At 68.4% G+C, this 17,300-nt stretch carries 15 protein-coding genes; 11 read left to right on the top strand and 4 right to left on the bottom strand.

The window, feature by feature from the left end:
- Positions 1–44 precede the first annotated feature (44 nt).
- Genes ftsH through ACV22W_RS08135 form a run of 3 tightly spaced genes read right to left on the bottom strand, consistent with a single transcriptional unit; the run spans position 45 to position 3,182 of the window.
- On the bottom strand, positions 45–1,952 hold the full coding sequence (gene ftsH, locus ACV22W_RS08145) for an ATP-dependent zinc metalloprotease FtsH (RefSeq protein ID WP_448018706.1): 1,908 nt from the start codon (positions 1,950–1,952) through the stop codon (positions 45–47).
- A 33-nt stretch (positions 1,953–1,985) separates the two neighbouring features.
- A complete protein-coding gene (locus ACV22W_RS08140) occupies positions 1,986–2,495 on the bottom strand; it encodes a BCAM0308 family protein (RefSeq protein ID WP_448018705.1) in 510 nt (169 codons plus the stop codon).
- A 39-nt stretch (positions 2,496–2,534) separates the two neighbouring features.
- On the bottom strand, positions 2,535–3,182 hold the full coding sequence (locus ACV22W_RS08135) for a BON domain-containing protein (protein WP_448018704.1): 648 nt from the start codon (positions 3,180–3,182) through the stop codon (positions 2,535–2,537).
- Between the two features lie 269 nt (positions 3,183–3,451).
- Here ACV22W_RS08135 and ACV22W_RS08130 point away from each other — a divergent pair, with 269 nt between their 5' ends.
- From ACV22W_RS08130 to ACV22W_RS08085, 10 genes are all read left to right on the top strand, one after another.
- A complete protein-coding gene (locus ACV22W_RS08130) occupies positions 3,452–3,640 on the top strand; it encodes a DUF2964 family protein (RefSeq protein ID WP_448018703.1) in 189 nt (62 codons plus the stop codon).
- Between the two features lie 222 nt (positions 3,641–3,862).
- The gene (locus tag ACV22W_RS08125) at positions 3,863–5,356 is read left to right on the top strand and encodes an efflux transporter outer membrane subunit (protein WP_448018702.1); all 1,494 of its coding nucleotides are present in this window, start codon (positions 3,863–3,865) and stop codon (positions 5,354–5,356) included.
- Positions 5,353–6,426: an HlyD family secretion protein gene (locus tag ACV22W_RS08120; RefSeq protein WP_448018701.1), complete on the top strand. Its 1,074-nt coding sequence runs from the start codon at positions 5,353–5,355 to the stop codon at positions 6,424–6,426. Before ACV22W_RS08125 ends, ACV22W_RS08120 begins: the two co-directional genes overlap by 4 nt.
- Complete coding sequence (gene rbbA / locus ACV22W_RS08115) at positions 6,423–9,227, top strand: ribosome-associated ATPase/putative transporter RbbA (RefSeq protein ID WP_448018700.1); 2,805 nt, start codon at positions 6,423–6,425, stop codon at positions 9,225–9,227. The genes ACV22W_RS08120 and rbbA overlap by 4 nt, the downstream gene beginning before the upstream one ends.
- Before the next feature lie 2 nt (positions 9,228–9,229).
- Positions 9,230–10,354: an ABC transporter permease gene (locus ACV22W_RS08110; protein WP_448018699.1), complete on the top strand. Its 1,125-nt coding sequence runs from the start codon at positions 9,230–9,232 to the stop codon at positions 10,352–10,354.
- Positions 10,355–10,510: 156 nt separating this feature from the next.
- Positions 10,511–10,696, top strand: coding sequence for a DUF2964 family protein (locus ACV22W_RS08105; RefSeq protein WP_448018698.1), 186 nt, complete (start codon positions 10,511–10,513; stop codon positions 10,694–10,696).
- A 32-nt stretch (positions 10,697–10,728) separates the two neighbouring features.
- A complete protein-coding gene (locus tag ACV22W_RS08100) occupies positions 10,729–11,865 on the top strand; it encodes an ABC transporter permease (RefSeq protein WP_448018697.1) in 1,137 nt (378 codons plus the stop codon).
- Positions 11,862–12,566, top strand: coding sequence for an ABC transporter ATP-binding protein (locus tag ACV22W_RS08095; protein ID WP_448018696.1), 705 nt, complete (start codon positions 11,862–11,864; stop codon positions 12,564–12,566). The genes ACV22W_RS08100 and ACV22W_RS08095 overlap by 4 nt, the downstream gene beginning before the upstream one ends.
- The gene (locus ACV22W_RS08090) at positions 12,563–13,648 is read left to right on the top strand and encodes an HlyD family secretion protein (protein ID WP_448018695.1); all 1,086 of its coding nucleotides are present in this window, start codon (positions 12,563–12,565) and stop codon (positions 13,646–13,648) included. The genes ACV22W_RS08095 and ACV22W_RS08090 overlap by 4 nt, the downstream gene beginning before the upstream one ends.
- On the top strand, positions 13,626–15,113 hold the full coding sequence (locus ACV22W_RS08085) for an efflux transporter outer membrane subunit (protein ID WP_448018694.1): 1,488 nt from the start codon (positions 13,626–13,628) through the stop codon (positions 15,111–15,113). The genes ACV22W_RS08090 and ACV22W_RS08085 overlap by 23 nt, the downstream gene beginning before the upstream one ends.
- A gap of 41 nt (positions 15,114–15,154) precedes the next feature.
- Here the strand turns inward: ACV22W_RS08085 and ACV22W_RS08080 are convergent, their stop codons facing one another.
- Positions 15,155–15,604, bottom strand: coding sequence for a hypothetical protein (locus ACV22W_RS08080; RefSeq protein ID WP_448018693.1), 450 nt, complete (start codon positions 15,602–15,604; stop codon positions 15,155–15,157).
- Positions 15,605–15,873: 269 nt separating this feature from the next.
- On the opposite strand from ACV22W_RS08080, the gene ACV22W_RS08075 reads away from it, so the two are divergent.
- Positions 15,874–17,277 carry an MBL fold metallo-hydrolase RNA specificity domain-containing protein gene (locus ACV22W_RS08075; protein ID WP_448018692.1) on the top strand — a complete coding sequence of 468 codons (1,404 nt, stop codon included), beginning with the start codon at positions 15,874–15,876 and terminating at the stop codon, positions 17,275–17,277.
- Positions 17,278–17,300: the final 23 nt, after the last annotated feature.

Genomic DNA, 17,300 nt, shown 5'->3' with positions numbered 1-17,300 from the left:
ATGGCCGGCCGCAGGTGTCCGGCACGATCGCGGCGGTCGTTTCTTCAGGCGGAGACGCCCGTGGTCGTTTCCGCGTCGGCTTCCGTCGGCCGGGGCGCGTCGCCGGCATCGTCCGGCGGCGCGATGAGCGCCACCAGCATGTCGTGATCGATCGATTCGTGTTGCAACAAGCTGCACGCGATCCGTTCAAGCGCATCGCGGTGCGCGCCGAGCGTGGCTGTGACCCGCGCATGCGCATCCTCGAGCAGCGCGCGCACCTCTTCGTCGATCAGTTGTGCCGTGTGCTCGCTGCAATGACCGTCGCCCGGCGTCCACACGCCCGGCGCCCCGCCCTGGCGTGCGCCATCGTCGAGCGTCGCGAGGCCGACCTTCTCGCTCATCCCGTACTGCATCACCATGTGACGCGCCAGCGCGGTCGCGCGTTCGAGATCGTTCTGCGCGCCGGTCGACACGTCGCCGAATACGATTTCCTCGGCCACCCGCCCGCCGAGCAACACGTCGAGCCGGTCGAGCAATTCGCTCCTGCGCAGCACGTAGCGATCCTCGGTCGGCACCTGCTGCGTGTAACCGAGCGCCGCGATTCCGCGCGGGATGATCGACACCTTCTTCACGGGGTCGCAGTGCGCGCGGCTTTGCGCGACGAGCGCGTGACCCGATTCGTGGTAAGCGATGGTCCGCTTTTCCTGCTCGTTCATCACGCGGCTCTTGCGCTCCATGCCGGTCATCGCGCGATCGATGGCTTCGTCGAAATCGGCCATCCCGATCGCGGGCTTGCCCAGTTCGGCCGCATGCAACGCGGCCTCGTTGACGACGTTCGCGAGATCGGCGCCGACGAAGCCCGGCGTGCGCTGCGCCAGCTCGGCCAGGTCGACTTCCGGCGCGAGCTTCACGCGCTTCGTATGCACGGCCAGGATCTGCTTGCGTCCGGTCAGGTCCGGCCGGTCGATCGCGATGTGACGGTCGAAACGCCCGGGGCGCAGCAGCGCCGGATCCAGGATCTCCGGCCGATTGGTCGCGGCCATGATGATGACACCCGAATTGGCCTGAAAGCCGTCCATCTCGACGAGCAGCTGGTTGAGCGTCTGCTCGCGCTCGTCGTTGCCCGACATCAGGCCGACGCCGCGCGCCTTGCCGAGCGCATCGAGCTCGTCGATGAACACGATGCACGGTGCGCTTTGCTGCGCCTGCTCGAAGAGATCGCGCACGCGCGCCGCGCCCACGCCGACGAACATCTCGACGAAGGCCGAGCCGCTGATCGTGAAGAACGGCACGGCGGCCTCGCCGGCGACCGCGCGGGCGAGCAGCGTCTTGCCGGTGCCGGGCGCACCGACGATCAGCACGCCCTTCGGGATCTTGCCGCCGAGCCGCTGGTAGCGTTCGGGGTTGCGCAGGAACGCGACGATCTGCTGCAACTCGGCCTTCGCCTCGTCGATGCCCGCGATATCGTCGAACGTGATGCCGGTTTCCTTCTGCATGTATACGCGGGCGCGGCTTTTGCCCATGCCGCTCAGGTCCCGCATCCCGCCCGGCCGTCGCATCATGAAACTCCAGATCACGACGAAGCCGATCAACGGAAAGATCCACGACGCGAGCGTCCCGATCCAGCCCGTATCCGTCGCGCCGCGGTAGCGAATTCCGGCGGCCGTCAGCGCGGCGACCAGGCCTTCGTCGCTCACCCGGTTCGTCGTGAAGCGCCACGGCGGGCCGGCTTCCTTCACCTCGGCCGCGTCGGACGCGGGCAGTGCGGCGCCGGCCGCCGGCATGCGCAGCGTGCCCGAGATCGACGATTGGCCGATCTCGAGATCGTCGACGAGCCGTGCGTCCACCAGGTGGTGAAAATCGCTGTAGGAAATCGACGTCGCCGCCGGCTGGCGCGCCAGCAGTTGAACCGCGACCAGCACGGCGAACGCGAGCGGGATCAGCAACCCGGAGTAATCGAATGATTTTTTCATGGGATCGAACCTGATCGGCGGACTACCGCCCGCTCACGCGTCGTCGCGCTTCCAGTGCGCTCGCAGCACGTCCTCGCCATCGCGATAGTTGATCGCGAGATCGCCGTGGTGCGCATGCAGCAACGCTTCGCCGAGGCGGCGGACCATATGCACGCCGGTCGTTCGAACGATGAGCGAATCGGGGGATTTCTCGATGCCCATGATGCGTTCGAGCGCGTGCTCGCTCGTCTCGAGATCGGCCTGACGCTCGAGCAACTCGAGAATCGTCGACTGGTGCGCGCGCAGATACTCGCCGTTCAAGACCAGCTCGCCCGCTGGCACGTTTTCCCGCATGCGCTTGCAGGCCGGGCATTCGAGCTGGCGCCGGTCGAGTGCGGTCGCGGACCAGGTCCAGCGGCCCGCTTCGCAGACCGCGCCGCAGCCTTCGCAGATGTGGTCGCCTGTCGGCCGCTTCGGATCACGGTAACTGTCCTTCGTATGCGGCTGCATGCGCTTGTCGCGGCGCAGATAGTTTCGGCCGGGGCCGGTATGCGGACGGTTCATCGCTGTTTCTCCTGGTAGTAGACAGCACATGCAAGCCGGTCAGGCAACGGTCAGCCGGTCGACGACCTGCCGGACGCCCTTCACCGACCCGGCGGCACCGCATGCGGCGCGCCTGTCGGCCAGCGACGCGACCGTGCCCGTCAGCGTGACGATGCCGTCGGTTGCGTCGATCGAAATTCCCGCGGTTTCGCGCTGCGCACGGCGCGCAAGTGCCTCGGCGATCCGGGCGCCGACGTCCGGCACCGTATGGTCGGCGCGCACCCGGATGCGGTTCGCCACGCCGACGACGCCGATCATCCGGCTCACCATCGCTTCCGCCGCGCGGCTCTGATACGCATGATCGACTTCGCCGTCGAGCGTCACGCAGCCGTGATCGACCTCGACGCCGATCTTGTGATCGCGCAACGCCTCCTGCCATCCGAGCGCGAACGTGATCGCGATCGCCAGTTCCTGGTCCGCGCACGCGTTCTCCGGCGGCGCGACATTCAGTTCGAGCACCAGCGCGCGCGCATCGGCGACGTGCAGTGCCGTTTTCTGCGCCTCGAGCTTCTGGGCCCAGCTGTCGACCGTGCCGCGCAACGTCACGATCCGGTCGCGCACCTCGACGTCGATCCGGCGCGCATCGATCGCCGGATTCCAGAACAACGCCTGCTCGACATCCTGCTTGAGTACTGCATCGGACTTCATGTCGGTCTCCCGTCGGCCCGTGCCGGCCGCAAAGCTTGCGAGCGAATGCGTGCGGCACCGTGTTCAGCATCGCGCACGGCCGCGCCGGCGGCTTGACGAGGATCAATCAAAGACGGGCCGGCGGTGGCCGATTTTGTCCGTTGACGCAGATCAATCGTGCGACCAGGCGCGACGCGATCATGAATCCGCGGACGTCGCGAAAACCGCGGCAACCGAGACGTTTCGCATTCGTACGACCGTCGACACCCGCCGCTTTCCGGGAGACCGTCATGATCCGCAAGCAGTACCGCATCGTGCTCGCGACGTTCAGCGTGTTCATCGCGATTGCCTCGCTGGTCGGCATCGTTCACGGGATGCTGTTCGACGAGGAGGTGTTCAGGTACTCGATCGTCACGCTGATCTCCAGCATCCTCGCGTTCGTCGTGCTGCTCAATCCCGGGCCGGGCGACCGCCCGTGACACGCACGGCGCGGTTCGGGCCGGCACGCCATCACGAAACCGGCCGAGGCACGCTGCGACACGCGCGTCAAGCGAGGCGCCGCTCGAAACGCATTCCCGCCCGAGTGACGCAGATCAAGGGAAAACCCGGCAATCGTCGGATATAAGTGAATCCGAAGCGGCGACGCCAGGAGAGCGGCGCCATCCCGTATTCCCGCATTTCCGTATTCGACGAGGCATCCCATGCGCGCTGCCGCGCCTCCCGTTCGCTTTCATCCTGCCGTCGTGCGGCGCATGCGTGCCATCGCGCTCGCGGCGGGCATGGTGCTGCTGTCGGGCTGCCTGTCGCTTGCGCCGCCGGACGAGCGTCCCGCCGCACCGATTCCCGCATCCTTTCCGGATCCTTCCGCCGATGCGACACCGGCGGCGCCCATGCCGGAGTGGCAGGCCTACTTCGTCGACGCACGCCTGCGCGCGTTGATCGCGCAGGCGCTCGCCAACAACCGGGATCTGCGCGCGGCGGTGGCACGCGTCGAGCAGGCGCGCGCGGTCTACGGCATCCGCAGCGCGGATCAATGGCCGACGATCGGTGCGGGCGCGGCCTATGCACGGTTTCGCACGCCGGGCGGCTTCCTCACTCCGGCGCCCGTCATCGGCCAGATTTACGAAGTCCAGCTGGCCGAGACGCAATGGGAAATCGATTTCTGGGGCCGCGTGCGCAACCTGAAAGCAGCGGCGCTCCAGCGCTACCTCGCGAGCGACGCGGCCCGACAGGCGGTGACGTTGAGTGTCGTCACCGGCGTAGCCGATGCCTATCTGACCCTGTGCGAGATCGACGAACGCATCGCGCTCACCCGCGCGACGATCGACACACGCCGCGAATCGCTGCGGATTTTCCGGCTTCGTCACGCGGCCGGCGCGATCTCGCGCCTCGACCTGACGCAATCGGAGATCCTGCTGCAGCAGGCGGAATCGCTCGGCGTCCAGCTGCAGCAGGCCCGCGCGACGGCGGCCGATGCGCTGGCGTTGCTCGTCGGTGCGCCGCCGGCGCTGGCCGCCACGCCGCTCGCGCTCGACGACGGCGCGGTGCTGCCGTCGCTTGCCCCCGGCCTGCCGTCGTCGCTGCTGACCAGGCGTCCGGACGTGATCGCGGCGGAGCATGAACTGCAGGCGACCCGCGCGAACATCGGCGCGGCGCGCGCGGCATTCTTTCCGCGCATCGCATTGACGAGTGCGATCGGCTCGGGCAGCACCGCGCTGCACGACCTGCTGTCGTCCGGCACGGGCGTGTGGTCGGTGATACCCAACGTCACGCTGCCGCTCGTCGATGGCGGCCGCAACCGGTCGAATCTCGCGCTCTCGCACGCGCAACGCGACGAGGCGCTCGCGCAGTACGAGAAGACGCTGCAACGCGCGTTCCGCGACGTGTCCGATGCGCTCGCGGCGCGCCACTGGCTCGCCGACCAGGTCGCCATCGAGCGCGCCACGCTCGCGTCGCAGGCCGAGCGGGCACGCCTCGCGAAGCTGCGCTACGACAGCGGGGCGACCCGCTTCCTCGAAGTGCTCGATGCACAACGGGACCTGATGAACGCCGAGCAGCAGCTGGTCATGACGCGCCGCGCGCTGCTGTCGAGCCGCGTCGCGCTGTACGGCGCGCTCGGCGGCGGCGTGATCGACACCGGCGAGACTGCCACGGCAACGGCTCCCCTTTCGACAGACTCGGACAACACACCATGAAAACCATCCCGCGCCCTCTTCTGATCGGTGTCGGTGCGGCCGTGCTTGCGATCGGCCTCGCGTACTACGGGTGGACGCGCTGGCGCGACGGCCAGACGGATGCGGGGCTCGTCAGCGGCAACGGCCGCATCGAGGCGACCGAAATCGACGTCGCGACCAAGCTGCCGGGGCGCGTTACCGCCATGCTCGTCGACGAAGGCGACTTCGTGACGGCCGGCCAGCCACTCGCGCGCATGGACGTCGTCGTCCTGCAGGCGCAGCTCGACGAGGCACAGGCGCGGGAGCAGCAGGCGGTGAACACCGCGGCGAGCATCGACGCGCAGGTCGCGCAGCGCCGCAGCGACAAGGCCGCGGCCGCGGCCGTCGTCGTGCAACGGGAAAGCGAGCTGGACGCGGCCACGCGGCGGCTCGCGCGGTCCGAAACGCTGTCGCGCGACGGTGCGTCGTCGATGCAGGAACTGGACGACGATCGCGCGCGCGCCGGCAGCCTGCGCGCGACCGTGAATGCCGCGCGCGCCCAGGTGGAAGCGGCCCAGGCCGCCATCGATGCAACGCGGGCCCAGCTCGTCGCGGCGCGCTCGGCCGTGACGGCGGCGCAGGCGACCGTGGCACGCGTGCGGGCCGACATCTCGGACAGCGAGCTGACGTCGCCGCGCGACGGGCGCGTCCAGTACCGGATCGCAGAATCGGGCGAAGTCCTGCCGGCGGGCGGCAAGGTGCTCAACGTCGTCGACCTGTCCGACGTCTACATGACGTTCTTCCTGCCCGAAGCGGTCGTCGGCCGGGTTCCGCTCGGCGCCGACGTGCGGATCGTGCTCGATGCGGCCCCTGAATACGTGATTCCGGCGCGCGTGTCCTACGTGTCGAGTACCGCGCAGTTCACGCCGAAGACGGTCGAGACGGCCACCGAGCGGCAGAAGCTGATGTTCCGGGTCAAGGCGCGCATCGATCGCGACCTGCTGCAGCGCCACCTGAAACTCGTGAAGACCGGCTTGCCGGGCGTTGCGTGGCTGAAGACCGACCCGCACGCGGGCTGGCCGGATCGCCTCGCGATCAGGGTGCCGCAATGAATGCGACGACGCCCGTCGAGACGGATGCCGGATCGATCGACGGTTCGCCGGTGTCGGGCGATCCGCGCATGGTCGCCCGGCTGTCGGGCGTCTCGCTGCGCTACGGCGACAAGTACGCGCTCGACGACGTGACCCTCGACATCCCCGCCGGCCGCATGATCGGGCTGATCGGGCCGGACGGCGTCGGCAAGTCGAGCCTGCTCGCGCTCGTGTCCGGCGCGCGCGCGATCCAGCAGGGCCGCGTATGGACGCTCGACGGCGACCTGTCGTCGCGCCGCCATCGCGCGCGCGTATGCCGGCGCATCGCCTACATGCCGCAGGGCCTCGGCCGAAACCTGTACGCGACGCTGTCGGTCGAGGAAAACCTGCAGTTCTTCGCGAGACTGTTCGGCCACGATGCCGCGGAGCGCCGCCGCCGGATCGACGCGCTGACGCACAGCACCGGCCTGCAGCCGTTCCTGGATCGCCCGGCCGGCAAACTGTCCGGCGGCATGAAGCAGAAGCTCGGCCTGTGCTGCGCGCTGATCCACGACCCCGACCTGCTGATCCTGGACGAACCGACGACCGGCGTCGATCCGCTGTCGCGCGCGCAGTTCTGGGAGCTGATCGGACGCATTCGCGCCGCCCGCCCGGCGATGAGCGTGCTGGTCGCCACCGCGTACATGGACGAGGCCCGGCGTTTCGACCGGCTGATCGCGATGGACGCGGGCCGCGTGCTGGCGACCGGCAGCCCCGGCGAGCTGCTCGAACGCACCGGTTGCGCCACGCTGGAAGCGGCGTTCATCGCGTTGCTGCCGGAGGCCCGCCGGCGCGGACACCAGCCGGTCGTGATCGCACCGTTCCAGCCCGATCCGGCGGCCGGCTACGCGATCGAGGCCGACGTGCTGACGATGCGGTTCGGCGATTTCGTCGCGGTCGACCACGTGAGCCTGCAGATCCGCCGCGGCGAAATCTTCGGCTTTCTCGGCTCCAACGGCTGCGGCAAGTCGACGACCATGAAGATGCTCACCGGCCTGCTGCCCGCGTCGGAAGGCACGGCGACGCTGTTCGGCCGGCCGATCGCCGCGAACGACATCGACACGCGCAGACGCGTCGGCTACATGTCGCAAGGGTTTTCGCTCTACGGCGAACTGACCGTCCGGCAGAACCTCGTGCTGCACGCGCGCCTGTTCGGCGTACCGGAACCGGATGTGCCAGCACGCGTGACCGAAATGGTCGAGCGCTTCGGGCTCGCGGACGCACTCGACGCGCTGCCCGAGCGCCTGCCGCTCGGCATGCGGCAGCGGCTGTCCCTCGCGGTGGCGATGGTGCACAAGCCCGAGCTGCTGATCCTGGACGAGCCGACCTCGGGCGTGGACCCGGTCGCGCGCGACGACTTCTGGCGGCTGATGATCGAACTCGCGCGCAACGATCGCGTCACCATCTTCATCTCGACGCACTTCATGAACGAGGCCGCGCGGTGCGACCGCATCTCGCTGATGCATGCGGGCCGCGTGCTCGCAAGCGCCGCGCCCGAGGAACTGGTGCGCCTGCGCGGCGCAGCCACGCTCGAGGACGCGTTCATCGGCTACCTGAGCGACGCACAGAAAGCGGACGGCGCGACGGCCGATGCGCCGTCCGACGCCGGCTGGCTCGCCGCGCCGCCCGCTGCGGCCGGCGCCGGCCATGCGGCCGCGTGGTTCAGCCCGGCGCGCGCCGGCAGCTATCTGTGGCGCGAGGTGCTGGAGCTCCGACGCGACCCGTTGCGCGCGACGCTGGCGCTGTTCGGCTCGCTCGTGCTGATGTGCGTGATCAGCATCGGCATCAGTCTCGACGTCGACAACCTGACGTTCGCGGTGCTCGACCGCGATCAGTCGATCCTGAGCCAGGACTATGCGCAAAATCTCGCCGGTTCCCGCTACTTCGTGCCGCGCGCGCCGCTCGCGGACGACCGCGACATCGAGCGCCGCATGCGCAACGGTCAGCTGTCGCTCGCGCTCGAGATCCCGCCCGGTTTCGCGCGCGACGTGGCGCGCGGCCGCCGCGTGGAGATCGGCGCATGGGTCGACGGCGCGATGCCGATGCGCGCGGAGACGATCCGCGGCTACGTGGCCGGCATGCACGAAAACTGGCTGCGCGACCAGGCGAAGCGCCGGCTCGGCGTGTCGCTCGTCCCGGCCGTGGACATTGCGATCCGCTATCGCTACAACCCCGACGTCAAGAGCCTGCCGGCGATGATTCCGGCGATCATGCCGATGCTGCTGCTGATGCTGCCCGCGATGCTGACGGCGCTCGCCGTCGTGCGGGAACGCGAGCTCGGGTCGATCGTCAACCTGTACGTGACGCCCGTCACGCGGGCCGAATTCCTGCTCGGCAAGCAGGCGCCATACGTCATGCTGGCCATGCTGAACTTCCTGCTGATGGTCGTGCTGGCCGATGTCGTGTTCGGCGTGCGGATCAAGGGCAGTTTCGCGACGCTGGCGGCCGCGGTGCTGATATTCAACGTCGTGGCCACCGGCATCGGGCTGTTCGCGTCGACGTTTACCCGCAGCCAGATCGCCGCGATCTTCATGACGATCGTCGGCACGCTGATTCCCGTCGTGCAGTTCTCGGGCCTGCTCACGCCGCTGTCGTCGCTCGAGGGCAGCGGCAAGTGGGTCGGCACCGTCTATCCGGCCACCTACATGCTCGCGATCAGCCGCGGCGTCTACAACAAGGCGCTCGGGCTGGCCGACCTGTCGTCGCAGTTCTGGCCGATGCTCGCGGCCGTGCCGGTCATCCTGGTCATGACCGGCGTGCTGCTGCGCAAGCAGGAGCGCTGACGATGTCGCGCCTGCTCGTCATTTTCCGGCTCGGGGTCAAGGAACTGTGGAGCCTCGCTCGCGACCCGATCCTGCTCGCGCTCATCGTCTATACGTTCAGCGCGTCGATCTACGTCGCCGCCACCGCCCGCCCGGAAACGCTGCACAAGGTGCCGATCGCGATCGTCGACGAGGATGCGTCGCCGCTGTCGGCGCGCATCGCGGCGGCGTTCTTCCCGCCGCAGTTCGCGCCGCCGCCGATCGTCGACGCCGGCGAGGCCGATCGCGGGCTGGACGACGGCGACTATACGTTCTCGCTCGACATTCCGCCCGACTTCCAGCGCGACGTGCTCGCCGGCCGCCATGCGACGGTCCAGCTCAACGTCGATGCGACCCGCATGACGCAGGCGTTCACCGGCGGCGGTTACGTCCAGCAGATCGTGGCGGGCGAGATCGACGCCTTCGTGCGTCGCCATCGCGGCACCTCCTTGCCGCCCGTCGATCTCGCGATGCGGATGCGCTTCAACCCGAATCTCGACGAAGTCTGGTTCGGTGCGCTGATGGAGCTGATCAACAACGTGACGATGCTGTCGATGATCCTTACCGGGGCCGCGCTGATTCGCGAGCGCGAGCACGGCACGATCGAGCATCTGCTCGTCATGCCGGTGACCGCGGCGGAAATCATGCTCGCGAAGGTCTGGTCGATGGGGCTCGTCGTCGCGGCGGCGGCCGTCGCGTCGCTGACGTTCGTCGTGGGCGGCGCGCTGCACGTGCCGATTCCGGGATCCGTGCCGCTGTTCGTGGCCGGCATGGCGTTGCACCTGTTCGCGACGACGTCGATGGGGATCTTTCTCGCGACGCTGGTGCGCAGCATGCCGCAGTTCGGCATGCTGCTCGTCCTCGTGCTGCTGCCGCTGCAGCTACTGTCGGGCGGACTGACGCCGCGCGAAAGCATGCCGACCGTCGTGCAGGACATCATGCTGGCCGCGCCGACCACCCATTTCGTCGAACTCGCGCAGCGCATCCTGTATCGCGGTGCCGGGCTCGACGCGGTGTGGGCCCAGTTCGCCGCGCTGTTCGCGATCGGTTGCGTGCTGTTCCTGCTGTCGCTGACGCGATTCCGCAAGTCGATTGGTCAGATGACTTGATCGGCGCGTCGCGCCCGTGACGCCGGAATTTGTCCGTTGATACAGATCAATCGTGCCGGAGCGCGGCACGCGATCATGGCGCCATGTCTTGCGCAACCAGTGGCAGCTGCATTGACGGCAACGCCGTCCACGGCGGCCGCTTCCCGGGAGAACGTCATGATGGGTCTGCCATACCGAAGCGCGCTTGCCACGCTCTGCGTGTTCATCGCGCTCGCCTCGCTGCTGGGCGTCGTGCACGCGATGCTGGTCGATGACGCGGTCGTTCCGTACGCGATCATCGCGCTGGTTTCAGGCATCGTCGCGTTCGTCGCGCAGCTGGATCCGGCGGCGTCCCGGCGATAGCGGCACGGCCCGGACGCGCCGGATTCGCGATCATGAACGGCATTCTCCGTCTCGCGTTCAAGCTGCTCGTCAACGACAGCGCGAAATTCACCGCGCTGACCGTCGGCATCACGTTCTCGGTGCTGCTGATGATCGAGATGACGTCGCTGTTCGCCGGCATCCTGAACAAGTCGTCGGCGTCGGTCATCAATATCGGCGCGAAGGTCTGGGTGATGGACCCGGCCGTGAAGACGATCGCGAACAGCATCGGCATGCCCGACTACGTGCTCGACGCCGTGCGCAGCATCGACGGCGTCAAGTATGCGGTGCCGCTCTATTCCGGCGGCGCGCTCGTCAAGCTGCGCTCCGGCACCTACCAGGCCGTGACGGTCGTCGGTCTCGACGACGCCAGCCTGCTCGGCCGCCCGACGATGCTGCAGGGCCGCATCGAGGACATCTACGCGGAAAACGGCTTCATCGCGATTCAGGACCCCGAGTTCCGGAAGCTCGAGAATCCGTCCGTCGGCACCGATTTCGAATTGAACGATCACCGCGGCGTGATCGTCGGCATCGCGAAGGTCGCCGCGAGCGGCCTGTTCGGCACGCCGACGCTTTACACCACGTACGCCCGCGCGATCCGCTACATTCCGTCGCCGCGCTTCACGACCTCGTACATCCTCGTCGAGCCGAAGTCGGATGCGGACATCGCCCACATCAAGGCGGTCGTGCAATCGCTCGGCTATCGCGCGTACACGCGCGACGAATTCATCGCGCAGATCTCGCGCTTCTACAAGTACGAGACGGGGCTCGGCACCAACATCATGCTGATGACGATCATCAGCTTCATCATCGGCCTGTCGATTTCAGGGCAGACGTTCTATGCGTTCATCCTCGAGAACCTGGATAAATTCGGCGCGCTGAAGGCGATCGGCGCGAAAAGCCGCGAGCTGGTCGCGATGATCCTGTTCCAGGCCACGTTCACCGCGCTGACCGGCTACGGCATCGGCGTCGGGCTGTGCGTGCTGATGATCAGCCTCGCGAAACTGCGGATTCCCGACTATGCGGCGCTCATTACATACGGCAACCTGTCGCTCGCGTTCGGGATGGTGGTCGTGATCGCGACGATTTCGAGCTATCTCGGCGTGCGGCGCGTGCTGCGCATCGAGCCGTTCGACATCTTCCGGGGGTGACGATGGCCGGCATCGCGATCGACGCGCGCGGCGTCAGCAAATGGTTCGGCGAAGGCGACGCGCGCACGCAGGCCTTGCGCGACGTGTCGATGCAGGCGAACTTCGGCGAAATGCTGCTGATCGTCGGGCCGTCCGGCAGCGGCAAGACGACGCTGCTCAGCGTGATCTCCGGCATCCTGCGGCCGGACGACGGCTCGGTATCGATCGACGGCGTCGACCTGTGGGCGCAGCCGAACGACGCGATCGCCGATTTCCGGCTGAACCGGATCGGCTTCGTGTTCCAGGACTACCACCTGTTCCCGCGGCTCACGACCGCCGAGAACGTCGCGATCCCGCTGATCCTGAGGCGCCGCCCATGGGATGACGCGATCAAGGAAGCGCACGCATATCTGGACGTGGTCGGGCTCGCGAACCGCGCGCAATTGCCGCCGGTGAAGCTGTCCGGCGGCGAACAGCAGCGCGTCGCGATCGCGCGCGCGATCGTCAGCCAGCCCGACCTGCTGATCCTCGACGAACCGACCGCGTCGCTCGACGGCGACACGGGCCGCATGATCATCGACTTCGTCAAGCACGAGGTGCTCAACGACACGCGCTGCATCGTGATCGTCACGCACGACGCGCGGATCTTCGAGTACGCGGATCGCGTCCTGCGGATGGAGGACGGCAAGCTGAACGGCATCGAGCACGGAGGTGCACGGTGAAACACCGACTCGTGTTCGTGGCGGCCCTGCTCGGCTTCCTGGCAAGCGTCATCGCCGCGTGGGTCTACAGCCGCCAGGAGCCGCCGCAGCCGCCGGTATTCAAGCCGGCCGCCAATCCGTACGCGCGCGGCGTCTATGCGAACGGCATCGTCGAGAGCGAGCAGCCGGCCGGCGCGAACGTGAACGTCTATCCGGACGTCTCCGGCGCGGTGACGCGCATCCTCGTGCACGACGGCGATCCGGTGAAGGCCGGCGACGCGCTGCTGACGATCGACGACTCGGTGCAACGCGCGACCGCCGCCCAGCTCGTGGCGCAGGCCGACGCGGCAGCCGCGCTGCTCGACGAGCTGAAGGCGCAGCCGCGCCGCGAGGTGCTCGACGTGGCCAGCGCGCAGACCACGGCCGCACAGGCGAGCCTGAAGCTCGCGCAGGATCAGTACGACAAGCAGCGGCACGCGTACGACATCGATCCGAAAGCCGTCAGCCGCGACGCGCTCGACACGGCCGCGAACGCGGTGCGCGTCGCGGCGGCCAACCTGGATGTCGTGACACGGCAGTATCGTCTGACCAAGGCCGGCGCGTGGAGCTACGACGTACGCAACCAGGAAGCGCAGGCCATCGCGCTGCGGCGCGCGGCCGACGCGGCCGACGCCCTGCTCGCCCGCTACACGCTGCGCGCGCCGGCCGACGGCACCGTTCTGGCGATGAACGCGGCCGTGGGGGCCTACCTGACCTCGCAGGGGCTGTACGACACCTATACGCGCGGCAGCACGCCGGTCGTGGTGCTCGGCACACCGGTCGACCGGCTGCAGGTGCGCTGCTACATCGACGAAATCCTGATCCACCAGCTCCCCGATCTGCACGCGTTGAAGGCGCACATGTTCGTGCGCGGCACGTCGGTCGAGGCCGATCTCCAGTTCGTGCGCGTGCAACCGTACGTCACGCCGAAGATCGAGCTGTCCGACCAGCGCACCGAGCGCGTCGACGTGCGCGTGCTGCCGGTCATTTTCCGTATCGTGCCGAACAGGAATGTGCGGCTGTTTCCCGGGCAGATCGTCGATGTCTACGTCGCAGGCAAATAACGGCACCCGCCGCGCGCACGCGCTGCGCCGCACAACCGGCGCGCTGGCCGTCGCCATCCTGCTCACCGGATGCACGGTCGGGCCGAATTTCGTGCCGCCGCCCGCGCCGCGCGTCGCGCGCTTCGTGCCGCCCGACGATCCGGGCGCGTCCGGCTCCTGGAGCGGCGGTGGCCGCACGCAGGCATTGTCGGCCGACGCGGCGCTCACGCGCGACTGGTGGACGCGCTTCGGCAGCCGCGCGATCGACTCGACCGTCGACGAAGCACTGACCGGCAGCCCGACGCTCGATCTCGCCGAAGCGACGCTGCGGCGCAGCGAGCATGCGCTGCGGGCCGGCCAGGGCATCTTCTTTCCGCAGGCGGATGCACAGGCCGGCGCGTCGCGCCAGCGCGCCACGCCGCTGCGCACCGGCCAGGCGTTGCCGGCGTCGATCTTCAACCTGTTCACGCTGTCGGCGACGGTCAGCTACACACTCGACCTGTGGGGCGGCGAACGGCGCCAGGTCGAAGCGCTCGAGGCCGACGTCGATGCGCAACGGCAGGCGCTGGCGGGCGCCTATCTGATGCTGACCGCGAACGTCGTCAATACGATGGTCGCGCGCGCGGCCTATCGCGACGAAGCTGCCGCGACGCGCGAAACGATCGGCCTGCTCGACGAGCAGATTCGTCTGACGCGCGCGCAGGTAACCGCCGGCGCAGCGGCCTACGTCGCGGTGCTGACGCTGGAATCGCAACGGGCGTCGTTCGAGGCGACGCTGCCCGCGCTCGACCAGAAACGCGCGCAGGCCGACGATCTGCTTGCGCTATTGGCCGGCCGCTACCCGGTCGACTGGCGGACGCCGGACCTGTCGCTCGACGGGGTCGAATTGCCCGCCAGCCTGCCCGATACGGCGCCATCGTCGCTGGTGCGCCGCCGCCCCGACATCCTGCAAGCCGAAGCCCAACTGCACGTTGCCAGCGCGCAGATCGGCGTCGCGACGGCCGCGCTCTACCCGAACCTCACGCTGTCCGCGTCGGGCGGGTTCGAAAGCGTCGTCGCCGGCAAGCTGTTCGCGCCGGCCGGCCGCGCATGGAGTGTCGGCGCCGGGCTCGCCGCGCCGATCTTTCATGGCGGCATGCTGCTGAACCAGCGGCGCGCCGCGCAGGATGCGTACGACGAAGCCGATGCGACCTATCGGCAGGTCGTCCTGTCGGCCTTCTCGCAGGTGGCCGACGCGTTGCGCGCGCTTGCCAACGACGCGGCGGCGCTCGATGCGCAGGCGCGCGCGATGGCCGCGGCTCGCGACGCGCTCAAGCTCACGCAGGCCGGCTACGACGCGGGGATCGCCGGCTACGTCCAGTTGCTGGTCGCCGACGTGCAATACCATCAGGCGCGAATTGCCTGGCTGCAGACGGTCGCGCAGCGGCTGCAGGACACGGTGGCGTTCTACGTCGCGCTCGGCGGCGGCTGGGGCGACGCGGGCTGACAAGCCGCACCGCACGGTCATTCAGCTCCGTTTAGCCCCATTCAGCCAGTCCGCGCCACGACATCGGGCCGCTGCCACGGGGGCAATTCCGCCCAGCCGAGCGGCCCGTAGACGGTGCCGCCGGCGGCCTCGATCCGTTCGATGAACGTGGCGAGCGTCACCCCGGCCGGCACGGTCAGCGTCAGCGCGTCGACGAAATCCTCGCTGCGCAGCCATGGCGCCGCGCCGTGGTTGATCTGCTGGACGCTCCACGCATGCCCGTGCCGCCCGGCCTCGGGCGGCAACAGACCCGGCGCGTCGAACGCGACCCGGAGCAATTGCGCGCGCGAATCGCTGTACGGCGGTTTCGCGGCATTCTGGTACGGCACGTCCGCCCAGCGCTCGCCGCATTGCTCGTCGAGCGGCAAGCAGGTGAACCACGCCCAGGGCGAACGGACGAAGCACAGCCGGTAAAGATGCCCGGCCCCCTCCAGATTGGCGATCAACGTCATGATGGGTTCATCCCGAAAGACTCGCGATGCCGATACGCGTGGCGCGCACGGCATGCGCGGATAACGGGGTCACGACACCGCATGCGCGCACGAAATCACTATCCTGCCGCCGCCGGGGCTCGAGGTTGATCGTCGTCAATCCGCACGCCTCCCGGAAATCTCGCCCCGGCCGGCACCGGATCCCGCAATTCATGATTTCGGTCAACCGCCGCCCGTGCGTTCGGGATGTAATCGACGTACTGTTCCGTCGACTCCCGGTGAGGCAATCCATGAAACTGACTTTTCTCGGCGCGACCGAAACGGTGACCGGCTCGAAGTACCTGGTCGAGCACGGCAGCCGGCGCGTCCTGGTCGATTGCGGCCTGTTCCAGGGGACGAAGAACCTGCGGCTGCGCAACTGGCGAGCGCTGCCGCTCGCGCCCGACACCCTGGACGCGGTCGTGCTCACGCACGCGCACATCGATCACACCGGCTATCTTCCGGTGCTGGTGCGCGAAGGCTATCGCGGGCCGGTGTACTGCACGGCGGCCACGGCCGACCTCTGCGACATCATGCTGCGCGACAGCGCGCGGCTGCAGGAGGAGGAAGCCGATTTCGCGAACCGGCACGGTTACTCGAAGCATCATCCGGCGCAACCGCTCTACACGCTGGACGACGCGCAGCGCGCGCTGCGCCTGCTGAAGCCGGTCGCCCTCGACGAATGCACGGCGCTGGGCGGCGGGCTGTCGTTCCGCCTGCTACCGGCCGGACACATCCTCGGCGCGGCGAGCGTCGTGATGCACTGGGATCACAAGGTGCTCGCGTTCTCGGGCGACCTCGGCCGGTATCACGACCCGATCATGCAGCCGCCGCGCCCGCCCGCGCATGCGGACTATCTGGTCGTGGAATCGACATACGGCGACCGGCTGCATCCGGCGTCGGATCCCGAGAACGAACTGGCCGCGATGTTCGACAAGACCTTCGCGCGCGGCGGAGTCGTCGTGATGCCCTGCTTCACCGTCGGCCGCGCGCAGGAAATCCTGCATTACATCGCGCGACTGAAGGCGTCCGGCCGCATGGCGCGCGTCCCGGTGTTCCTCGACAGCCCGATGGCAACCGACGTGACCGAGATCTATCGTCACCATATCCTCGAGCACCGGCTCACCGTTTCCGAAGCGAACGCGCTCGGCCACGCGGCGACGATGATTCGCTCGGTCGACCAGTCGAAGGCGATCGCCGAACACCACGGCCCGATGGTCATCATCGCCGGCAGCGGCATGGCGACGGGCGGGCGCGTGCTGCATCACCTGACCCGCTATGCGCCGGATGCCCGCAACACGATCGCGCTGGTCGGCTACCAGGCCGCCGGCACGCGCGGGGCGGCACTGGCCGCGCACGAGCCGACGGTGAAGATTCACGGCGAGTACGTCCGCGTGCGCGCCCAGGTCGAGTTGATCACGACGCTGTCGGCTCATGGCGACTACGAAGAGATTCTGAAGTGGCTCGGCACGCTGCAGTGCGCGCCCGTGCGGACGTTCGTCACGCACGGCGAACCCGCTGCGGCGGACGCGATGCGGCGGCGCATCTCGGAAAGCCTGCACTGGCGGTGCGAGGTGCCGACTTACGAGCAATGCGTCGATCTGGACGAGGCCGAATCAAACAACCCGCAGGAACCCGCCGCGCTGTCGTCCTGACCGCCGGCGAATCGCGGGCGAGA

The organism is Burkholderia sp. AW49-1, from assembly GCF_053427845.1.
This window is presented reverse-complemented; position numbering and strand designations above follow the sequence as displayed.